16 protein-coding genes are annotated in these 18,526 nt (G+C 48.3%); 4 read left to right on the top strand and 12 right to left on the bottom strand.

What is annotated here, in order from left to right; genetic code table 11:
* The first annotated feature begins 263 nt into the window (after positions 1 to 263).
* The 3 genes from ACGHM3_RS09535 to ACGHM3_RS09525 all read left to right on the top strand — a co-directional run bounded on the left by ACGHM3_RS09535 (position 264) and on the right by ACGHM3_RS09525 (position 2,459).
* Positions 264 to 878: a hypothetical protein gene (locus tag ACGHM3_RS09535; protein ID WP_345418832.1), complete on the top strand. Its 615-nt coding sequence runs from the start codon at positions 264 to 266 to the stop codon at positions 876 to 878.
* Between the two features lie 211 nt (positions 879 to 1,089).
* Positions 1,090 to 1,593: a hypothetical protein gene (locus ACGHM3_RS09530; RefSeq protein WP_345418830.1), complete on the top strand. Its 504-nt coding sequence runs from the start codon at positions 1,090 to 1,092 to the stop codon at positions 1,591 to 1,593.
* Between the two features lie 23 nt (positions 1,594 to 1,616).
* Positions 1,617 to 2,459, top strand: coding sequence for a hypothetical protein (locus ACGHM3_RS09525; RefSeq protein ID WP_345418827.1), 843 nt, complete (start codon positions 1,617 to 1,619; stop codon positions 2,457 to 2,459).
* A 103-nt stretch (positions 2,460 to 2,562) separates the two neighbouring features.
* Here the strand turns inward: ACGHM3_RS09525 and ACGHM3_RS09520 are convergent, their stop codons facing one another.
* The 6 genes from ACGHM3_RS09520 to ACGHM3_RS09495 form a co-directional block, all read right to left on the bottom strand.
* Complete coding sequence (locus ACGHM3_RS09520; RefSeq protein WP_345418824.1) at positions 2,563 to 2,913, bottom strand: hypothetical protein; 351 nt, start codon at positions 2,911 to 2,913, stop codon at positions 2,563 to 2,565.
* A gap of 2 nt (positions 2,914 to 2,915) precedes the next feature.
* Positions 2,916 to 3,302 carry a flagellar export chaperone FliS gene (gene fliS / locus ACGHM3_RS09515; RefSeq protein ID WP_345418821.1) on the bottom strand — a complete coding sequence of 129 codons (387 nt, stop codon included), beginning with the start codon at positions 3,300 to 3,302 and terminating at the stop codon, positions 2,916 to 2,918.
* Positions 3,303 to 3,466: 164 nt separating this feature from the next.
* Positions 3,467 to 4,912 (bottom strand): flagellar filament capping protein FliD, encoded by a 1,446-nt coding sequence (gene fliD / locus ACGHM3_RS09510; RefSeq protein WP_345418818.1) that lies wholly within the window; start codon positions 4,910 to 4,912, stop codon positions 3,467 to 3,469.
* A gap of 477 nt (positions 4,913 to 5,389) precedes the next feature.
* Positions 5,390 to 5,764, bottom strand: coding sequence for a flagellar protein FlaG (locus tag ACGHM3_RS09505; protein WP_345418815.1), 375 nt, complete (start codon positions 5,762 to 5,764; stop codon positions 5,390 to 5,392).
* Positions 5,765 to 5,841: 77 nt separating this feature from the next.
* Positions 5,842 to 7,377 carry a flagellin gene (locus tag ACGHM3_RS09500; protein WP_345418812.1) on the bottom strand — a complete coding sequence of 512 codons (1,536 nt, stop codon included), beginning with the start codon at positions 7,375 to 7,377 and terminating at the stop codon, positions 5,842 to 5,844.
* A gap of 646 nt (positions 7,378 to 8,023) precedes the next feature.
* Positions 8,024 to 9,556 (bottom strand): flagellin, encoded by a 1,533-nt coding sequence (locus tag ACGHM3_RS09495; RefSeq protein ID WP_345418809.1) that lies wholly within the window; start codon positions 9,554 to 9,556, stop codon positions 8,024 to 8,026.
* A 377-nt stretch (positions 9,557 to 9,933) separates the two neighbouring features.
* Here ACGHM3_RS09495 and ACGHM3_RS09490 point away from each other — a divergent pair, with 377 nt between their 5' ends.
* Complete coding sequence (locus ACGHM3_RS09490; RefSeq protein WP_345418806.1) at positions 9,934 to 11,454, top strand: hypothetical protein; 1,521 nt, start codon at positions 9,934 to 9,936, stop codon at positions 11,452 to 11,454.
* Between the two features lie 239 nt (positions 11,455 to 11,693).
* On the opposite strand, the gene ACGHM3_RS09485 is transcribed toward ACGHM3_RS09490, so the two are convergent.
* From ACGHM3_RS09485 to ACGHM3_RS09460, 6 genes are read right to left on the bottom strand one after another with little or no spacing between them, the layout of a single operon-like run.
* Entirely contained in the window at positions 11,694 to 11,885 is a 192-nt protein-coding gene (locus ACGHM3_RS09485) for a hypothetical protein (protein WP_345418803.1), read from the bottom strand.
* 16 nt (positions 11,886 to 11,901) lie between these two features.
* On the bottom strand, positions 11,902 to 13,122 hold the full coding sequence (locus ACGHM3_RS09480) for a Gfo/Idh/MocA family oxidoreductase (RefSeq protein ID WP_345418800.1): 1,221 nt from the start codon (positions 13,120 to 13,122) through the stop codon (positions 11,902 to 11,904).
* Positions 13,119 to 14,675, bottom strand: a complete 1,557-nt coding sequence (locus ACGHM3_RS09475) for a class I adenylate-forming enzyme family protein (RefSeq protein WP_345418797.1) — start codon at positions 14,673 to 14,675, stop codon at positions 13,119 to 13,121. The genes ACGHM3_RS09480 and ACGHM3_RS09475 overlap by 4 nt, the downstream gene beginning before the upstream one ends.
* Positions 14,665 to 15,375: a DapH/DapD/GlmU-related protein gene (locus ACGHM3_RS09470; RefSeq protein ID WP_345418794.1), complete on the bottom strand. Its 711-nt coding sequence runs from the start codon at positions 15,373 to 15,375 to the stop codon at positions 14,665 to 14,667. Before ACGHM3_RS09470 ends, ACGHM3_RS09475 begins: the two co-directional genes overlap by 11 nt.
* A complete protein-coding gene (locus tag ACGHM3_RS09465) occupies positions 15,372 to 16,367 on the bottom strand; it encodes an FkbM family methyltransferase (RefSeq protein WP_345418791.1) in 996 nt (331 codons plus the stop codon). The genes ACGHM3_RS09470 and ACGHM3_RS09465 overlap by 4 nt, the downstream gene beginning before the upstream one ends.
* A gap of 1 nt (position 16,368) precedes the next feature.
* Entirely contained in the window at positions 16,369 to 18,303 is a 1,935-nt protein-coding gene (locus ACGHM3_RS09460; RefSeq protein WP_345418788.1) for a hypothetical protein, read from the bottom strand.
* Positions 18,304 to 18,526 lie beyond the last annotated feature (223 nt).

The following is an 18,526-nucleotide window of genomic DNA, read 5'->3' as shown; positions in this document are numbered from 1 at the left end:
CAACGCCAAATTGCGACGCACTAGTCGACAGGCTAAAACAGCATAAAACGTAATGGACTCTTTTTACCCAACTATTTGGGACACAAAGACCGCTGAAACCAGCCAGTTTGAGATTTTTAACAACATGTTAAAGGTTTTAAAAATTCCGTCGATAACCCTCTTGAGTTCAGTAGTTTTACTGCTTGCAAATTTTGGTCGGCAACACCGCCAGTAACGGAGAATGCCAATCAAGGACTAAATGTAATGACGAGGTCTTTATTATCATGAACAAACCTTTGAAAAAATTATGTCTGGCCAGCGGAGTTGCTTTAGCATTTGGCGCCCAGGCTGATACTTTTAACGTAACCGCCACCGTTGATAACGCAATCACCCTGACGGAAACCACTCCTTTTTCCATCGGTAGCTTGTTCCTTACTGCGGAAACAGACAACGCCGCAACTCCAGCCAGCATGTCCATCAACTCTAACGGCGACGTAACAACCACACCTGCCAGTGGTGGTACTGCTCCATCGTCCAGCTTGGTTTCTCTGGGTGGTGCCACCGCTGGTGTTATCACAATTACCGGAGCGGCCCCTTTCACTGACGTTACCGTAGAGGCAACTGTTGACACTGACGACCATCTAACACACTTCAGTGGTAGCCCTAACGTGCCAGCCATTGAGTGGGTTTCTATTACTGCTTACGACGGTAATGACCCTACCGGTAACAGTGAAACCGTACTGCTCAGTGCTGCCGCAACTGGTTTTGACGTTACCACGGATGGCTCTGGTAATGCCGACATCCTTGTTGGTGGTGTACTGCAAGCTTCCATCGACGCTGCTAACACCTATGAAGACGGCAGCTACACCGGCACCTACAATATCGACGTTTCTTACTAAGGTTCGAAACCGCCGACCCACTGCGGGCACCTTGCCCGCAGTTTGCTTTCCCTGCAAAAGTATCCTCTCCCCCTACCGTCTCCTACCTTTAGCACACCATTCGTTTTAGGCATATAACCTGCAAGCAAGCTGATCTAGGCAGTTTTAATATTCAACGCGACAAATTTTTGGCGGCAATCAATCCGTGTCTTTAAGCTTAGTAATGTCACAAATGAACATGGTTAAACAGGCTTTAAACTGTTGTTTTTGCCGTCTGCGTAAAGCACGCCGAGCGGCAGGCTTAGCCTGCTACCTGTTAGCTGTTTATGCTCCGACAAGCTTCAGTGATGAACTAGAAATAGTCCCACTCAGCTTCGGCCGATTTGTGATTGGCGATAACAATAGCGTTTCGACCCTGACTATTAGGCACGATGGCCGCAGACAGTCTTCCACCAATAAAATGTACCCCTTAGAGACGGGTACAGCTGGGGAATACTTTTTATCCAATCTGCCACCGTTCACGCCACTTATTATTAATGTCACAGGCCAGGATCTTTCCACTAACGGCTTCGGCGAACGCCTACTAATTTCTAACATCACCCACAACCAAGTGACCACAGACAGTAACGGCGAAGGCACCCTTTTCGTTGGCGCCACGTTAAGCACCAGTGGCAACGGCACCCCCTATGTGAGTGCGGTATTCGATTCCATTATCAGTATTGATATCAGTTTTTAACGCAGTAATTTAGGCGATAGATTATGTTTGGTATAGCTCCCTCCTCTTTTGGTAAAACCCTAGTATCGATTACGATGCTGATCTTTTTATGCCTGGCCCAGGTTAGCCAGGCCAGCTTAATTATCAGCCCGACTCGGATAATGATCGCGGACAAAGAAAACTCCGCCGAAGTAACCCTGCTGAATAATTCAACAGAGACCAAAACCTACCGTATTGAGTTGGAAAACAAAATCCAAGACAGCAATGGAAAATACATCAGCATTAGCGCTACCGCCTCCTACCCGGGCAATTCGGCGGTAGACTACATCCGCTTCAGCCCTAGGGTTGTGACTATCGAACCGGGTAAATACCAAAAAATTAAGCTGCGAGCTCGGTTGCCAGAGTCGGTACTAGAAGGAGAGTATCGCGCTCACTTGGCCATGAAATCCATCGGTGCCGTGGATGTCCCGGCGGGCGACAGCGTTGGAGAGGGTTTACATACCAAGGTATTACCACGTATGTCGTTTTCTATTCCAGTTATCATTCGTAAAGGCGAAGCGGAAATGGAAACCAAAATTAAAAGTGTGGAGCTGATACCCAACACGCTATCTAAACCCAACTTGGATATTGTGGTAGAGCGTATGGGTAACGCCAGCAGTTTTGGGGTTATCAACGCCTATATGAAATCACCACAGACTGGGCAAATCCAGCATATTGGCAAGCTTAACAATGTTGCAGTATATACCGAGCGTGAATACCGGCATGTTAATTTACCCCTGTGGATAAACCGCGTACCAAACAACGCCATCATCCAAGTGGTCTACCATGGCGATGAGGAATTTAAGGGCCAAACACTAGGCCAAGCGGCTTTTCGCTACAACAAATAGCGCAAAGCCACATCCCACACTTCAATTAAAAAAGCCACATAAAACCCATAAAAAAAGCCGCGACAGTCAACTGCCGCGGCTTTTTTTGAACACGCCCTGGGGGCTATGCACAAATATTGTTGGCTATTTGATAGGAATTGGCCATCTTGTGACGCCGCTTCTCTTGCTGTAATTGCTTGGCAACGGAATCTCTTTGCACAGTAACCTGCTCTATTACACGGCGATACAAACGTGCTAAAAATAACACCTTGTGGTGAATGCTGGGCTCTTTTATTTTGCCCTGGACGACGCAAAAATGAACTAACTGATTGACTTGCTGGTCCAGTTCCGCCAGCTCAGACCACTGATCGGTTTGCACTGATAACTCCAACGTCTCAATCAGTTGTTGCAGTTGCGAATTTAGTGTATCTAAATCACAGGCGTTGGCTACGAGTTTAGGGTTATCAGTGTTCATGATTAGCTGGCCTCGCGGATTTCAGTCCAAGCAGATTGAATAACTGCCATTAGTTCAATCACTTCATCACAAGTCTCTACGTCGTTATTGACGTTGGCAGAAACCAACTGGCGGCCCATATAATCGTAGAGATCGTCTAGTTTAACTGCAATCTCTTCGCCGGTATCAAAATCTAAAGAACCGCGCAGGCCACTTAAAATATCCAAGGCTTTGGATATTTTCTCACCTTTAATTTCGGTTTTTTGATTTACCATGGCCACTCTTGCCTCACCCACACGAGCGGAAAATCCTTGTAGCAGTAACTCAATCAAACGATGCGGCGTGGCATCTTCAACGGAGGTTTGTACTTTAACCTGTTGATATTGATTTAATGCTTGACTGTAGTTCATACAGTGCCCTCTTTTATCAAAACGTTCATCGTTTGGGTTCTCCCATACTAAATATAACGGCGGTTTGTGGGAAAACTTAAAATAATTAACGAGTCGAAAAAGCTATAGTTGGCGCACAAATTGACACAGAGAGCTATAACCAATAGCGCCCCCGAGGGAGCGAATTAGTCGTCGTCGTTGTTAATTGTGCCGATGCTGGTGAGGTAACTTAAGGTGTTGTTTAAACTACCAATCAGTGAGTCTGCTGCTTGGTATTGGGAATACAGACGGGCTTCTACCAGGCTGATACGCTCGTCCAGTTTTTCACGGCGGGTGTCGACATCGTTCAAGGTATTTTGTAGCCGATCCTGGCGCAGCTCCAGGATATTACCGGCGCCGGTGTAACCCTCCAACGCCGTTTCCATTCGCTTAGCAAAGCCGTTTTCGCCGGTAAATAGGGCGCCGATGTCGTCGAAGTTGTTGGCCAAGGCTTTATCAAGCTTTGCGCTATCTAGGGTTAATTGGCCTTCATCGTTGGTGGTGATGCCTAAATTAACCAAAAACTGCATGCCATCTGGGTTCTCTTCCACACCCGTGCTTAGCTGGGTACGAATGGTGGATACTAGGTTTCTGGCGGTGGAGTCGCCGGTTAGCGCTCCGGTTAAATTACCGGTAGAGCCTTCATTAACTACCACCACGGTCAATTGATCGACAACACTCATAAATGAGTTGTAGACATCAATAAAATTATTAACCGTATCGGAGATTGCCGCTTGATCATTAGTAATGGTTAAATTAATGGTATTGCCGTTGGCGTAATCTTCTTCGGATTGTGCTGAGAGTATATTTAAATTAACGCCGTCTATCACATTTTCAACGTTATTACTGGCGCTGGTGACGGTTAGGCCATCGATATACAACAACGCATCCTGGGGCGTTGCCAGTTCTTTGGCGTCATGGGTGACGCCGCCATCCCCTACCGAGTTGATGTCGTTGGGGTCGAAGGTTAGTGCCGATAGCCCGCCAGTATCACGAGAGTTGCCGTCGTCGTCCTCAACCGTGATCGCAACGGTGTTCTCCAGCCCGGTTTCATCGCCGGTGATGACCAAACGCGCTCCGGTGTCGTCGTTAATAATTGAAGCGCGAACCCCAATATTAGACGGGTCATTATTAATCGCATCACGAATACCCGCCAAAGTATCGTTTTCTTCGTCGATTACTACATCAAAAGATGAATTACCCATGTGCAGGGTTAAAGTGCCCGTACCAATGGTAGAGGAACCTGCCGCCACGGCTTGGGTGGCAATTTTATGGGATGTAGCTACCTGTTCAATTTGCAGCTGGTAGCTACCCGTCTGGGCGCTTTCGTCAACCGTGGCGTCCAACAGCTCACGGTCGCCAATACTAACGCTGCGGCCACGGTAGAGGTCCTCATCACCTAAATCCTCAACCACTGTCATAAAATCACTTAGTGCCGAGCTAAGCTGACCAACAGCGGATAATTCTTCCGTGGTATCGGTTTCTAAGCGATCCAGCCGGTTTTGCGCCGGAGCGCGTTCCGCCTCAACAATGGCTTGAACAATGGAATCAATATCCAGGCCTGAGCCAATACCGTTAAACGTGATGGACATTTTCTACCTCTATCGGCAACAACTTGCCGGACAATATTGCCGGGCGGCAACCCAGCGCTGCAAACAGCAACGGCCGCAATCCAAATGAAATACCTATTCAAATGGTTAGCGGCCTATTGCAGATGACCTTGAGCCGCGGCATGCACGATGCCCGGCTTCCTTTTAAGCTTAGCTCACCCCCCAGTTTCTGTTAGGACGAACTTTAAGATTCAGGATATGAGCAAGCATCACGCCACTTCAAATTCACTTCAAAATCGTTGTTTTGAGCCGCCCACTAATATCAGTAAAATCGCATAAATATACCTGAGCAACGTCGCAAACCGCCTACTGCGTTTAAAATCTGCCGGCTCAAATATCTGTCCCCAGAAAGCCTAGTTGCGCCAGCTCCATTCAGCGCCAAGCACAAATAAACCAACCGGAAAAAGGACACCTATCGTAATAGGCATCCTCTCCCCGGTGGTTTGTTCGTGCGTAGAACTAAGCTTTTACTGAGGTCATCAAACTGCGTACATCTGCGATGCGTTCGGACAACTTCAGTGCTTCTTCAGACGGGATTTTTCGAATCAGTTCGCCCGTGGAAGAATCTGTCACCTCTACAACCACTTTGCCGGTGTCATCCTGTAGACTGAAAGAGAGATCACGACGCACGGACTGAGCCATGCCATTTAGATTCTCTACCACCGAGGCCATTGCCTCTGGTTCTACCTCTGGTTCACCGTCTTGTACTTCTGCCTTGCTTTTCTCAAGTGGTGGTACGTCTTCCGAAGGGGCTTTTTTGACACTGTCCATGTCAGTCGGAGATTTCGCAGTGACAGACACAGGTCTAATGTGTACCGCGTTATTTATTTCCATCGTTCACCCTCCAATCGGTATCGAATGGGCGCTTGGGTTGCACATCCCAGTGCTCGCGCCCATTCTCACCTACTCAATTAACCCAGAAGACTCAATACTGATTGAGGCAACTGATTTGCCTGGGCTAGTACTGAGGTACCGGCTTGTTGCAAGATCTGTTGTTTAGTCAGTTCTGCAGATTCAGCGGCGTAGTCGGTGTCTTGAATACGGCTACGGGCTGCAGATACGTTTTCAGAAATGTTCTGCAGGTTAGCAATGGTGTTTTCAAAACGGTTTTGCACCGCACCTAACTGCGCTCGCTGGGAGTCGATATTGGCGATGGCGCCATCCACTACGGCAATGGCATCCTGAGCGCCCTGTGCAGTGGTGAGGTCTAAATCCTCTACCGTGCTCAACAGACCGATGGTTTCAGAAGAAACCTCAGCGAAGTTAGAACCACCAACGGTCATTGGCTTACTTGAGTCGAAAGTAATAGTACCTACCGCTTCAAAAGCGTTTGCCGTACCACTGACCGCAACGTTACTGGTACCGATAGTGCCATCGGCCTCAACATTAGTCAGCGTTAGTGTAGAACTGTTAGCAGTTCCGTCGCCATCTACCTCGGTGAAGCTGTTAATTTCGATGTTGTCGCCATCTTTGGCGGTGAGCAACAAGTTGCCGTTTTCATCGATTGAGGCGGAAATACCGTTGGTACCGGTGTCGGCATTGATGGAATCACGCAGGTTTTGTAAGTCTTGGGCATCATCACCGGTGGCAGTTAAGGTGATGGCGGTGCTTGAACTACTAGTGCCACCTTCTCCATCGTTGGTGCCGATATTAAAAGTCACAGAGTCGCCCACACCATTTGCAGTGTCATACCCTAGACTAAAATCGCCAGCATTGACCGCAACCTGAGTAGTCGCCTTGGCGGTAACACCCGTGGTTTCAGACAGCGCATTAACTGCTTCCGCCACTTCACCAGCGGTGTCTGTATTAGAGGTTGTGAAACTACCGGTACCGAACGCGCCGTTAATGGTTACGGTTGCACCATCGGTGAATTGCGTGGCGCCAGCTGCGTTGGACACGCTACCGGCTACAGTACCGGCGCTTTGCACACGGTAGTTACCCAGTTTATCAGCCGAGGCATTGGTGAGTGAAACCTCAATAGTTTGGTTAGCCTCAGCACCCACTTGGAATGAAGAAGTACCAAAGGTACCGTCCAGAATCTTACGACCACCAAAGGTGGTGGTATCGGCGATACGAGTCAATTCTTCTTTAAGTTGGTTCACCTCTTCCTGCAAGGCCTGGCGTTCTGTCGCTGAGTTACTACCGTTGGCAGACTGCAAGCTCAGGTCACGGATACGTTGCAAAATGTCGGTGGACTGCTCCATGGCACCTTCAGCTACTTGAGCCAGTGAAATACCATCGTTGGCGTTTCGAGTTGCTACACCCAAACCGTTGATCTGAGAGGTCAAACGGTCAGAGATCTGCAAGCCCGCTGCGTCATCTTTTGCACTGTTGATTCGGAAACCCGTCGACAGGCGCTGGAGGGACACATTAAGAGCATCCGAAGAGCTGCTCAAGTTGCGCTGCGTATTGAGAGACGCAACGTTAGTGTTGACTGTTAAGGTCATTATCGAACTCCTGTGCCCTCTAGCGGGGCTAAGTATTGACTGTGAGATAAATTTCTACATGAAGGCTATCGACCCTCGGAATTAATTCTTTAAAAATTCGATATTTTTTGGGGGGGAATGAATTGTGACAGGATTGGCATCTTGCTAATGCCGACTCTAAAGATAGCTCGCCAGCGTCATTATTGAAGCGACATTAGCCGATACGCTCCACTAACGGTATGAGCCAGACGATAAACACACAAAAACGCTATAAGTAATGGGCTTGTTATTGAATACTGCTAATAAATACCATAATTAGCATCTTTGTTAAGCACGCTGTAGAACTTCAACCAAAAAAAAGGAAGGAAAGAAGAAAGAAGAAAGAAGAAAGAAGAAAGAAGAAAGAAGAAAGAAGAAAGAAGAAAGAAGAAAGAAGAAAGAAGAAACCTTAGCGAAAAGGATTAGCGATATCAAATCTAAAAAAACCGCCTATAAAAGGCGGTAATACTTGAGGTAGTAATGGCAAAAAAATTCGCCTGAATTGGGTTCTAACAACAATCGCTGAATTCATATTCGCTAAAGAAGGCAACGGTTATATATAGTAAAACCCAGTCAACACGAATAGAAAACCCCAGCACCCCAATAACCAGGCGCCGGGCAATATTATTTAGCCTCCCAGCAGACTCAATACCGCCTGCGGAATCTGGTTGGCCTGCGCGAGCACCGAGGTACCGGCTTGTTGCAGAATTTGGTTCTTCGTCATTTGAGCCGACTCTGCTGCGTAATCGGTGTCTTTAATTCGACTGCGAGCAGCGGTGACGTTTTCCGAAATATTTTGCAGGTTAGCAATGGTGTTTTCGAATCGGTTCTGTACCGCACCTAACACCGCGCGCTGGCTATCGATGGACGATATCGCACCATCAACAATGGCAATCGCGTTTTGTGCGCCCTGGGCACTGGTAACATCAATGGTTTCTACGGTTTGCAAAACACCAATGGTATCCGCGCTGATCTCGTCAAAGGTACTACCGAGCAACGTAAACGGTTTGTAGCTATCCAGGGTAATTGTACCTACCGCTTCCAGCTCGGTATCAGCAGCTCCGTTGAGACTAACCGTGTTGGCTGAAAAACTACCATCGGGTAGTACCGGCCTAAAGGTAATCGATGAGTCGTTGGCAGATCCGTTAGAATCAATTTCTTCGAAACTGCTTACTTCAATATTATCACCGTCTTTGGCGGTAATGAGCAGATTCCCGTTTTCATCTATCGCCGCTGACAAACCATTTTTACCGGCATCGGCATTAATCGCATCGCGAAGGTTTTCTAGATCCTGCGCGCCGTCTCCGGTGGTGGTCAATACAACGTCCGTGGTATTTGATTTTCCATCACCGTTGTTGGTGCCAATGGCAAAGCTCACGGAATCACCAACACCGTTGGCAGCATCAAAGCCTATGGCGATATCCGTGGCATTGATTGATACCGCGTTTACCGCACTGGCTGTTACACCGGTGGATTCTGAAGTAGCGTTGATCGCATCGGCAACGTCACTGGCAGTATCGCCGGATTCGATAGCCACAGATGCCGAACCAAATGCACCCAGAATGCCCACACTGCCCGGAGTAAACTGGCTGGCACCGATGCCCGCAGAAATGTTACCCGCAACGGAGCCTTCCGCTTGCACTCGATAATTACCCAGACGCTCCGCCGAAGCGTTCGTCAGAGTAACCTCAATAGTTTGGTTGGCCTCCGCTCCCACTTGGAAAGAAGAAGTACCGAAAGTACCGTCGAGAATCTTACGACCACCGAAGGTGGTGGTATCGGCGATACGAGTCAATTCTTCTTTAAGTTGGCTAACCTCTTCTTGCAAGGCTTGGCGCTCTGAAGCGGCGTTACTGCCGTTGGCTGCTTGCAGCGCAAGGTCTCGGATACGCTGTAAAATATCCGTTGACTGTTGCATTGCACCCTCGGCAACCTGCGCAAGTGAAATACCATCATTGGCGTTACGCGCTGCTACACTTAGGCCGTTAACCTGAGATGTAAGACGGTTGGAAATTTGCAAACCGGCAGCATCGTCTTTTGCGCTGTTAATTCGGAACCCGGTAGACAAACGCTGTAAAGACACGTTTAAGTCATCGGATGAGTGGTTTAAGTTTCTTTGCGTATTTAAAGACGCGACGTTTGTATTTACTGTTAATGCCATTTCTCTACTCCTAGCCCCGGACGGGAATAAGATCCTCGTAATAAATTACTCACAACCTGGAATTCGGCTCTAAAAAATTTTCCTTTAGAGAAAAAGTTCGAGCCAGCGGTTAAATTTCAGGCCCGGCAGAAATTAATTTTCGTTAAGATGAAATGGTTATATAAAGCCACCTTCCTATAACTAATAGGTGCGAAGTTTGGCAAGATATTGCCGCCCTAACCAACCTCCGCCTGGGCATCCGCACTGCGCTAGCAACCCATGTTGCCGCGGTATTGCCATGCCAAGATAAGCAGAGCAAATGCCCAGCTGGCATTGCCATTGCTACTCACCAACATCCTTCTTTATTACGACCACATTTTGACACCAAGGCGAATCCTATGCTTGAGCAACTGCAGGCCGCGCTGGACAATGGCAACCATCAAGAGGCGCAGGTGCTGATCGGCGCCATTAGCGATCAACAAGACAGCCCCCACGCGCAGATATCTCTGGTGAATATCTGTTTGAAACAGGGGTTCTTTGATTTGGGCGTGCGCTGCTTTGCCAAGGCCGCTAACCTGGAAAGCGTGGCGTTGCAGGCCATTGCCTTGGCACAAGAGCCGGCCATGCAGCAAAACACAGAGTTGGCCATTGCCTTTTTACACTCCGCCCACATTGCTCAACCGAAGAATCTCGCCATTCTCGTTTCCCTGGCCGACATGTTATTGGCCAGTAACCAATCGGATAAAGTAGAAGTCATACTGCGCGAGGCCTTAACCACACTCCCCCACGCAGAGATCGTTGCTCGCTTAGCAGAAGCGTATTTCCGCCAGGGTAAATTTCACGATGCCAAGGCCTGCGCAGTATTGGGATTGGAAATGTCGTCCAATAACCCACAATCACACATCAATTTGGCTGTCATTGAAAAGTCACTTAATAACCTACCCCAATCAGCACGGCAATTTAGCCATGCACTTGAGCTGGCCCCAGATAACTTCTTTGCCCACATTAACCTTGCGCATTTAAGTCTAATGAGCGGAGAGTTCGCCTTGGGCTGGTCGGAGAACGAGTGGCGTTGGCGTGACCCGGTGTGCAACCGAGAACAATTCCCCCTTCCTTTGTGGCAAAGAGAACAAGAGCCAACGCATCATTTATTACTGTGGGCAGATCAGGGTCTGGGCGACCAAATCATGTTTCTCTCCCTTTACCAACGTTTGCATTGCCAAGTAACAGTAAAAGTGGACCCACGCTTGCACCCGCTGCTACCCGCCGGCATGCAAGTGCTGACACAAAGCTACGACGGCGACTACACAGAGTTTGACTCCCAAATTTCTCTAGGCTCGTTACCGAGCCATTTCATTACCAGCTTTGAGGACTTTTCTCCGGTGCCGAGTTATCTCCAACCACCGGCCACCGACGGCGCAGCACCGCAAGCCGAACCGGGTTCTCAATACACCAAGCGAATGGGGTTTTCTTGGCGTGGCGGCCGCTACGGCACGGGCGGCGGCCATCGATCTTTGGATATGGACGTTTGGTCTCTACTAAAAACGGCACCGGAGGTTCAATGGGTTAACCTGCAATATGATTCAACCGAGACGGAGCGCGCCTGGCTTCAAGAACAGGGGATTGAAACCCCAGAGTTTGATTTGAAAAATGATCTTGTGGCCAGCGCGCAGCTCCTGACCGAATTGGACGGCTACATTGGTGTGGATAACTCCACCTTGCACTTGGCCGCCGCTTTAGGAGTGAATGCCACTTTGCTTTTACCTACAGTGGCTGATTGGCGTTGGTTTACCGAAATAAAACACTGCTACTGGTACAAAACCGTTACCCTAAACAGAGCATTACCGGTTAACCTAGCCGAGGCCGAAGATTCGGCACGGTTTATGGCAATTATTAACGGCTGTATTGAGGCATTGTGAACTGGTTTATCAATTCAGTTATGAGGTGGATCTGTGAGTAATCTCACTGAGATTGTATTTATAATTTTAAAATAAAAATAGAATTTAAAAGTCTTGTCGGTTCTGCATACAAAAGCTTCATGTAAAAACTCTACACGCAAGCCCTGTATAAGCGGCCCATACGCCAACGCCACATGGGCGTCAGCACTGCCCTCACTTTTCGCTACAATATTTTTACTAACTACTCAAATGGTTCAAATTCAATCTGATGTCGCCAACGCAGCAGCAATGGCCTGAGACAATTGACGTAGTGTTGCAGTGGCTTGACTGTTAAATTGCTCTGGACTAAAAACCATATCATATTGCTTTTGTATCGCCACCATAAATTTTAAGGTGCTCATGGAATCCAGCAAGCCATCCTGGCGATAATACACATCGCCGTCCTCACGCAAACACGGCTCACCATATTTACGAAGTTCCGCGAGTAGCCACTGCTGGATAGGATCGTTTAACGCTTCGTTGCCCGCGGGCTGCAACTGTTGAATTTTTGCCATGGAGATTCTCCCACTGCCTGTTATTGTGTGATTGCGTCATTGCCTGCATTAGCGCCAGCCCCTCAATGGCCGGAGTTAAACCGTAATCTTTATACACCGCCCTTCCCTTACTGGTGTCGGGATGCCTAATTGCCATGGCAAACTCGCGGTACAGATTGGCAAATGCCTCGATAAACCCCGCCGGGTGGCCAGCTTTGAATCGATTAAATTCAATTTGGTTGGCCACTAAACAAGGGCTGCCCCGTTCAATAATTTCGCGCCGGCCATCAACGTAGTTAAGCGTGAGTTCCTCTGGTTGAGATTGCACCCACTGAGCGGAACCCAAGCTACCGGAGAGATGAATCCGCAGCCCATTTTTATAGCCCAAGGACGATTTGCTCACCCAGTAGCGAGCCGTCATATCGCCGCTGTATTTAACCACCGCGGTGGCATCATCGATTACTTGGGGAAACCAACCGAAGCTGTTGTGATCCGCCATAACCTCAAGCGGCCGCTGCCCCGTCAGAAAATACACCAGGTGATGAAGGTGGGTAGTTAAATCCAAATGCAGCGTCGGAATCTCTTGGTCCTCCAGCCGCCAAGCTTGTGGCGACGGCTGCTTACCGCCTTCTTGCAACCTGGCAAAGCCCTCCTGGGGCATTTCTACTTGCACATGATGAATAGCGCCCAGCTGACCACTTTCGATACGTGCTTGCAGCTCGCGTATTTGTGGGTAAGCACTGTAATTGTAAGTGACCAGCAAACGCCCTTGCTCACGTTCACATACCGCCCGCACTCGCTTGGCCGCTGCAAGGCTAGGCGTTAACGACTTTTCGCAAATTACGGCTAACCCGTGGGACAAGGCCGCGCACACCATGGCCTCATGCTCTGGTGTAGGCGTGAGTATGACCACCGCATCCAGCGCTTTCGCCTCGCGCTCCAACAGCATTTGCCAATCGGCGTACACCTTATCTGGTGCCACACCGTACTGACGTGCGGTGATCGCATTAACTCGTTCATCTCGGCTAAAACTGCCGGCCGCCAGTTGCCACTCACCGTCTAATTGCGCAGCGCAATAATGGGCATAGCCCACAGCAGAATTACAACCGCCACCGATAAAACCAAGCTTTAAGGGAGAAAGCGTTTGAAACTTCATGAGTTTAACCCCGCAGAGGTTGTTTCATTGGGTTGTTTTCGGCACTGGTGCAATTGTGCTAAGCGAAAGCGCTGTAACTTACCCAAAGCTGTTTTAGGTAAGGATTCCACAAAGTACCAATGCCTGGGCAACTGATAATCGGCAAGACGGTCGAATATTTCTAGCCGCAAGTAGTGTGCATTTAGAATGGTGGCAGGCTCCGCCACTAGAGCAACTGCAACAACCTCGCCTAATTGATCATCAGGAACAGGGAAAGCCGCAGCTTCAGCAACGCCGGTTAGAGACTCTAGGGCCTGTTCAACGTCGTTGGGATAAATATTGATTCCACCACTGATAATAACGTCTTTTTTCCGGCCCGCGTAAAACAAATATCCTCTGCAATCCACATAACCAAGATCACCGGTCTTAAAAAAACCTTGGTCGAAAGCCGCCTTGGTTGCGGCTTCGCATTGATAATAGCCACTGAAATGGTATGGCGACTGGACGCAGATTTCACCGACACTGTTGGTAGCGCAAGGTTTATTATCACTATCTAGAATTTTAATTCTCACACCGGGCAAGGGCCGCCCCACTGTTCCCAATGGTGAGTCTTCACCAAACTGTACATCGGTAACAATGGCCACCTCAGAGGCGCCATAGCACTCGTGAAAGTGGCAGTCTAACCGGGGCAGCAATTGTTCTTTATCGCTTAGATTCATTAAGGCCGAAGACGACACCAATGTTTTTAAGCTGGCTAGCTTAGCGATCTCGGCGTCGGGTAAATCGATTAACGGAACCAATTGCGAAGAAACGGCGATAGTAAACGTAACTTGATAACTAGCAATACTGGCAAGCCAAAGGTTTTGCGTAAACTTCGGCAGAATCACGACGCTGCCACCGCTTAACAAACTGACCAACAATAGCCTCTGCGCTAACGAGTGATAAAGCGGCGTGGCAATTAACGTTGTATCGGTGCGGGTTAGGTTGTAGGTCGCAATCGCCGCGCGTGCGCGTAGCAACTTAGTCGCCTGGGACAGCATAATGGGCTTAGGTGCACCGGTGGAGCCGGATGTCATGGTTAGAATAAACGGAGTACTACTCCGACGAGAAGTACCGCCACTCTTGTCAATACTGCTTGGCGCTATTGACGCCTGTGCCACCTGGGCCCCTACGGACACTAACCGAGCCAAAGGATCATCAGGCTGGACTTCAAAAACCACCGCGTTGGCAAAGATTTCATTGTGAGTTTCGGTGACACCGTACCACAACACTATATGCTGCGCGCTGACTGCAGCCGTAGCTGTGGCTAGCGCGGAGGTGGTACTGGACAGTGGCATGGGCACATAGGTAGAGCCAATTTGCGCGCAAGCTAATAGCATCACCGTTGCATGCCAACCGTTGGGCAAAAGCGAAATTACGCGGTCACCTTGACGTACGCCACTTTGTTTAAGAACATCGGCTTGCTGGCGGACACCACGGATTAACTCCTCAAAACTCCACTGCTTTTCATCGATAATCAGCGCTGTTTTATCTTGGTTGCCTGTGTAGGCTTCGGTGATCGCTTCAATTAGCATGTGCGGCCTCCAATGCGGCAAGAAACACGCGGCTGTCTAAATCGTAAACCTCACCTGCCGGCGTCACCACCACTTGATTGTCTTCAGTATTTTTTGACACTAGAGTATTGGCTCCCACATAGGTGCCGGGTGCGAGAGTAACGCCATGAGCGACACTGGCGTTAACGCCTAAAAAACAGTTATCGCCGATGGTTACCCCGCCGGCCAGCGCAACGCCTGCGTTTATCCATACGTTGCTACCTATCTGGCAATGATGGCCAATGTTTACGCCACTGGAGATAAACACGTTACGCCCCACCCGCGTGTGGCAATGCATAGAGCAGTGCTCTAAAACCACACAGTGTTCACCAACACTACTTCCGGTATGAAGCGAAAAGCCGGGCGCTAGGTAACTACCAAGCTGAAAACCAATGGCTTTCACTTCGTCAGCGATCCGGGCACGAATGCTGTTCATGGCGCTGTAGCCCACTGCCACAATAACATCAGTTTTTTCGGCGACAAAGGTTTCTGCTAATTGCTCAAAGGCAATGAGCGGCCGATCGGCAAAGGTGTCTGAATGCTTAAAGCGAGACTCCACCGTAAACGCAATCACCCCCCGAGTACGGAAATAGGAATCATAAACGGCCGCCATAGCGCCGTTACCGTATATCACCAGGGGACGGCAATGGGATGTTGCTACGGGTTGTGATTGCTCAGTCATAAGGCAAACACCACTGATTCTGCAATACCGTTGGAATAGTGGCGAAAAAAGAATTGTCGTTTCACCTCGGACATTTTTAGCCAATCCAGTATATGCATTAAATCGTGTGGTAAGTGATAAGCGGAAATAGCAAATCCCGCATCAACGCGGTGCAGAGTTTTTGCAGCGCCAACCAAGGCTTGCATCTCTGCACCTTCTATATCCAGTTTAACAAGGGTAGATTCTTGCTTTACGAGTGTATCGATGGTTCTCATGGCAGTAGCCGCACCACCGCTACTGACCATTTTTGCTGCAGTACCTTCACCCTCAAAATGCACCGTTGTTTCTCGGTCGCCCAAGCATGCGCCCAATACTGTGCTGTGCTTTAACGCTTTGGTTTTGTCCGCAATCAAAACTCGATTAGCAGTGGATGGCTCCAATATGGTGATGCTTTTATAATTCGGAAAACACTCAGCGAAGCGAAGGCTGTCAGCACCATCGTAGGCGCCACCATCGATTAAATGCAGATAGGGCCGATTAACTACAAATGGTTCAAAATACTGAGCATCAATTTTCACTTCGAAACAGGACAAATGTCTGACATTTAATGTTCTTCGAAAATCGAGCACGGACAAATATTGCTGACGGGATGCTTCGTCGTGAAACTGATGTTGCCATTGCTTGAGTAACGAGTAATCCTCTTGCATGGCCAGGAAAGCTTCCGCCAGCATAGTACCCTTAAAGGCCTCGGGATCATCGCGAATAAAATCGCCAACAAACAGAACTTTACCACCTAACGTTTCCAATCGCGCCTGGGCAGAAAAAGCCCGTGAATTATAAACGCAATTGACTATAGTTATACCCGGCGCCAATTGTTCCAAGCTAATGACGGGTATGCTATCGATCTCGGCCTTATCGGTATACTCGTCAATGATACCAATCACTTTTACGTGCTTTATCAACGCCTGAGTGTGTTCGTTATAGCCAAATGCGTAGACTTCGGTGTCTATCATATCAGGCTCCGGCTGCTGTCATTTTCGGCTGGCTTTGCGGCACAAATTCGTATCGATCAGCCACCGTCCATAGATGCTTGGACTGTGCTTTAATTTGCTCGTGATATTGATAAACCCAATTAAACATGCGTTCCATGTCCGCGCAGGGATTCGCCGAGGTTTGGGCGTAGAGAATCCCATCAATATTTTTATTCTTTAACGCTTGGCTAACGGAGACCCTAAGCGTATCGTCGTCCACTAAACGCACTGCTGCAGCAATGTATTGCTCTACATTTTGAGTGCGGCAAAAATCTGGCAATCCAAACCGTTCACTGAGAGCAACATCGGTATGGCTGTGCGCTTCTGGTCCGTCCAAACACACTACGGGGAGCGCTAGGCGCCCACTATCAATAAACCCATTGGTATTACCAAACGGAAATGGGCTAAGCACAATATCACACTCATTTAAAGCCGACATATACTGGCTATAGGGCTGATTTTCGTGCACCACACAGGGCAATATTTCCTGCAAACGAAAGTGGATTGCGAGGTGATTTACGCCGCGCATATTAGGAAAAAAGTGGAACTCAACCGGACGCTTGCTGCGCGCTTTTATCTCCTGACAAGCCTTCAAAACAGAAGGGTTTAATTTATACGCAATACTAGGCAAGGCGATTTTTAAGCTGTCGGGATTTTCCCGTATGGTAATTTCAGCTTGGTAGGTTAAAGTACCTTTGCTCATGGCGAAGGTGCCATCTTTGACATGCAAACAGGTTTCGTTAACACAGCCGGCGTCACCCAAAGTACTTTCTTCGGCAAATAGGTAATCGATATTGTCGCAATAACTGGTAGCTGGGTGACCCATAGTCATCAATTGGATTGGGGCTAAACGGTACTGCGCCAAAGCAACTACCCACGCGTCCATACCCAAGCTGGGGTAATAAATCATATCTGGAGCAATATTGATGATTTTACCAATGGTGGCTTTTACCGCCTTTATGCCCTGCCCTTGGGGCAATAAAACGGCATCATCAAACAGCGCCACGCTATTACTGTCGGCTCGGTTATGGGCAGTCAACAGTACTATGCGATAACTGGCCTTTAGACTCTCAATCGCTCGACCATAACAGCGAAACATGGCGTGTGTGGAGGTAAAGCGCTCACAAATCACCAATAGAGTCGGCTTTTGTTTTAAAACCCGCTTATTGCTTATAAATGGTTGTTTTGCACCATGGGCCTGACAGTAGTTTTTTACGATAGCGTTAAGCGGTATTTTAATTTTGTGTTTTTTTAGGTTATTCATATAGCTGCAAAACATCCACGTATTAACCACGCGATGTATCGCTGCGTCGGACGCTACCACCTTTGTGAAGCGCTCACTATACTCTAACACTTGGTTACGAGTTTCATCTGCTTGGATGGTCAATACCATTTCGTTATCCAGCAAACTCAGCCAAAATAAAAATGCCAGGTCGGTGGGCAAGGCTTGCAGCAAGGTTGTTATCAATTCCGCACCGGTAGTAGCACTGCTGGCAACGATTACCTTATATAAGTCTGCATCGCTTTTATAGGACACGCTGGCGTCATTTTTACGATCTCCAATAAACTCCAGGCAATGGCGCATGTCGACAAAATCTGTGGCGGCAAAAACCGTTACTAGATAGCGCTTATAAAACAGCAATAATTCAAAGCCATGCCGATTTAATACAAGATTCGGATCGCACAAAAATGCCGTTGCTGCACTGCAGAGCCGGGTTAACAGTTTTTTAGCGCTAGAGTATTTTCTATTTCGAGAAACACCGTGCTGATCCACTGTCACCAAATCCCACGTACCCTGCTCAAACCCCGATAACGCCTGAATGAGAAGCATCGTGGCACGTTCATAATTTCGGCTGTAAATAGCTTGCTCAAAATCTTCTAAGTTAATATCGTCTTTCGGCACCTGGTTTTGGCTCATGGATTGATCTCAGCGACGTTAATTTGACTTAATGGGTTTCATCCTAATTTGGCTCAATAGCCGTAGTACCGTAGAAAATAAAACCGTGTTCTATTTTATTTCTTGTAAATTCAAAAGCTTATGCAATCGAATTCGGTAGGACTTCCCTGAGCTGAAAAATAGCTCCGCCAAATACTTAATTTTTTGAGTGGGCGCGAGTTAAGGTTTGATCTAATCGAGCAGA

Origin of the sequence: Halioxenophilus aromaticivorans (assembly GCF_042850945.1) — a bacterium.
Lineage (GTDB): Bacteria > Pseudomonadota > Gammaproteobacteria > Pseudomonadales > Cellvibrionaceae > Halioxenophilus > Halioxenophilus aromaticivorans.
The sequence above is the reverse complement of the archived record's forward strand: the minus strand, read 5'-3'. Positions and strand labels throughout refer to the sequence as shown.

What these genes read in the sequence shown, in the direction of transcription:
- fliS (WP_345418821.1), bottom strand. Translation starts at nt 3,302, where the DNA reads ATGAACTACAGTCAAGCATTAAATCAATATCAACAGGTTAAAGTACAA.
- ACGHM3_RS09490 (WP_345418806.1), top strand. Translation starts at nt 9,934, where the DNA reads ATGCTTGAGCAACTGCAGGCCGCGCTGGACAATGGCAACCATCAAGAG.
- ACGHM3_RS09525 (WP_345418827.1), top strand. Translation starts at nt 1,617, where the DNA reads ATGTTTGGTATAGCTCCCTCCTCTTTTGGTAAAACCCTAGTATCGATT.
- ACGHM3_RS09520 (WP_345418824.1), bottom strand. Translation starts at nt 2,913, where the DNA reads ATGAACACTGATAACCCTAAACTCGTAGCCAACGCCTGTGATTTAGAT.
- ACGHM3_RS09495 (WP_345418809.1), bottom strand. Translation starts at nt 9,556, where the DNA reads ATGGCATTAACAGTAAATACAAACGTCGCGTCTTTAAATACGCAAAGA.
- ACGHM3_RS09475 (WP_345418797.1), bottom strand. Translation starts at nt 14,675, where the DNA reads ATGCTAATTGAAGCGATCACCGAAGCCTACACAGGCAACCAAGATAAA.
- ACGHM3_RS09480 (WP_345418800.1), bottom strand. Translation starts at nt 13,122, where the DNA reads ATGAAGTTTCAAACGCTTTCTCCCTTAAAGCTTGGTTTTATCGGTGGC.
- fliD (WP_345418818.1), bottom strand. Translation starts at nt 4,912, where the DNA reads ATGTCCATCACGTTTAACGGTATTGGCTCAGGCCTGGATATTGATTCC.
- ACGHM3_RS09500 (WP_345418812.1), bottom strand. Translation starts at nt 7,377, where the DNA reads ATGACCTTAACAGTCAACACTAACGTTGCGTCTCTCAATACGCAGCGC.
- ACGHM3_RS09460 (WP_345418788.1), bottom strand. Translation starts at nt 18,303, where the DNA reads ATGAGCCAAAACCAGGTGCCGAAAGACGATATTAACTTAGAAGATTTT.
- ACGHM3_RS09530 (WP_345418830.1), top strand. Translation starts at nt 1,090, where the DNA reads ATGAACATGGTTAAACAGGCTTTAAACTGTTGTTTTTGCCGTCTGCGT.
- ACGHM3_RS09535 (WP_345418832.1), top strand. Translation starts at nt 264, where the DNA reads ATGAACAAACCTTTGAAAAAATTATGTCTGGCCAGCGGAGTTGCTTTA.
- ACGHM3_RS09465 (WP_345418791.1), bottom strand. Translation starts at nt 16,367, where the DNA reads ATGATAGACACCGAAGTCTACGCATTTGGCTATAACGAACACACTCAG.
- ACGHM3_RS09470 (WP_345418794.1), bottom strand. Translation starts at nt 15,375, where the DNA reads ATGACTGAGCAATCACAACCCGTAGCAACATCCCATTGCCGTCCCCTG.
- ACGHM3_RS09505 (WP_345418815.1), bottom strand. Translation starts at nt 5,764, where the DNA reads ATGGAAATAAATAACGCGGTACACATTAGACCTGTGTCTGTCACTGCG.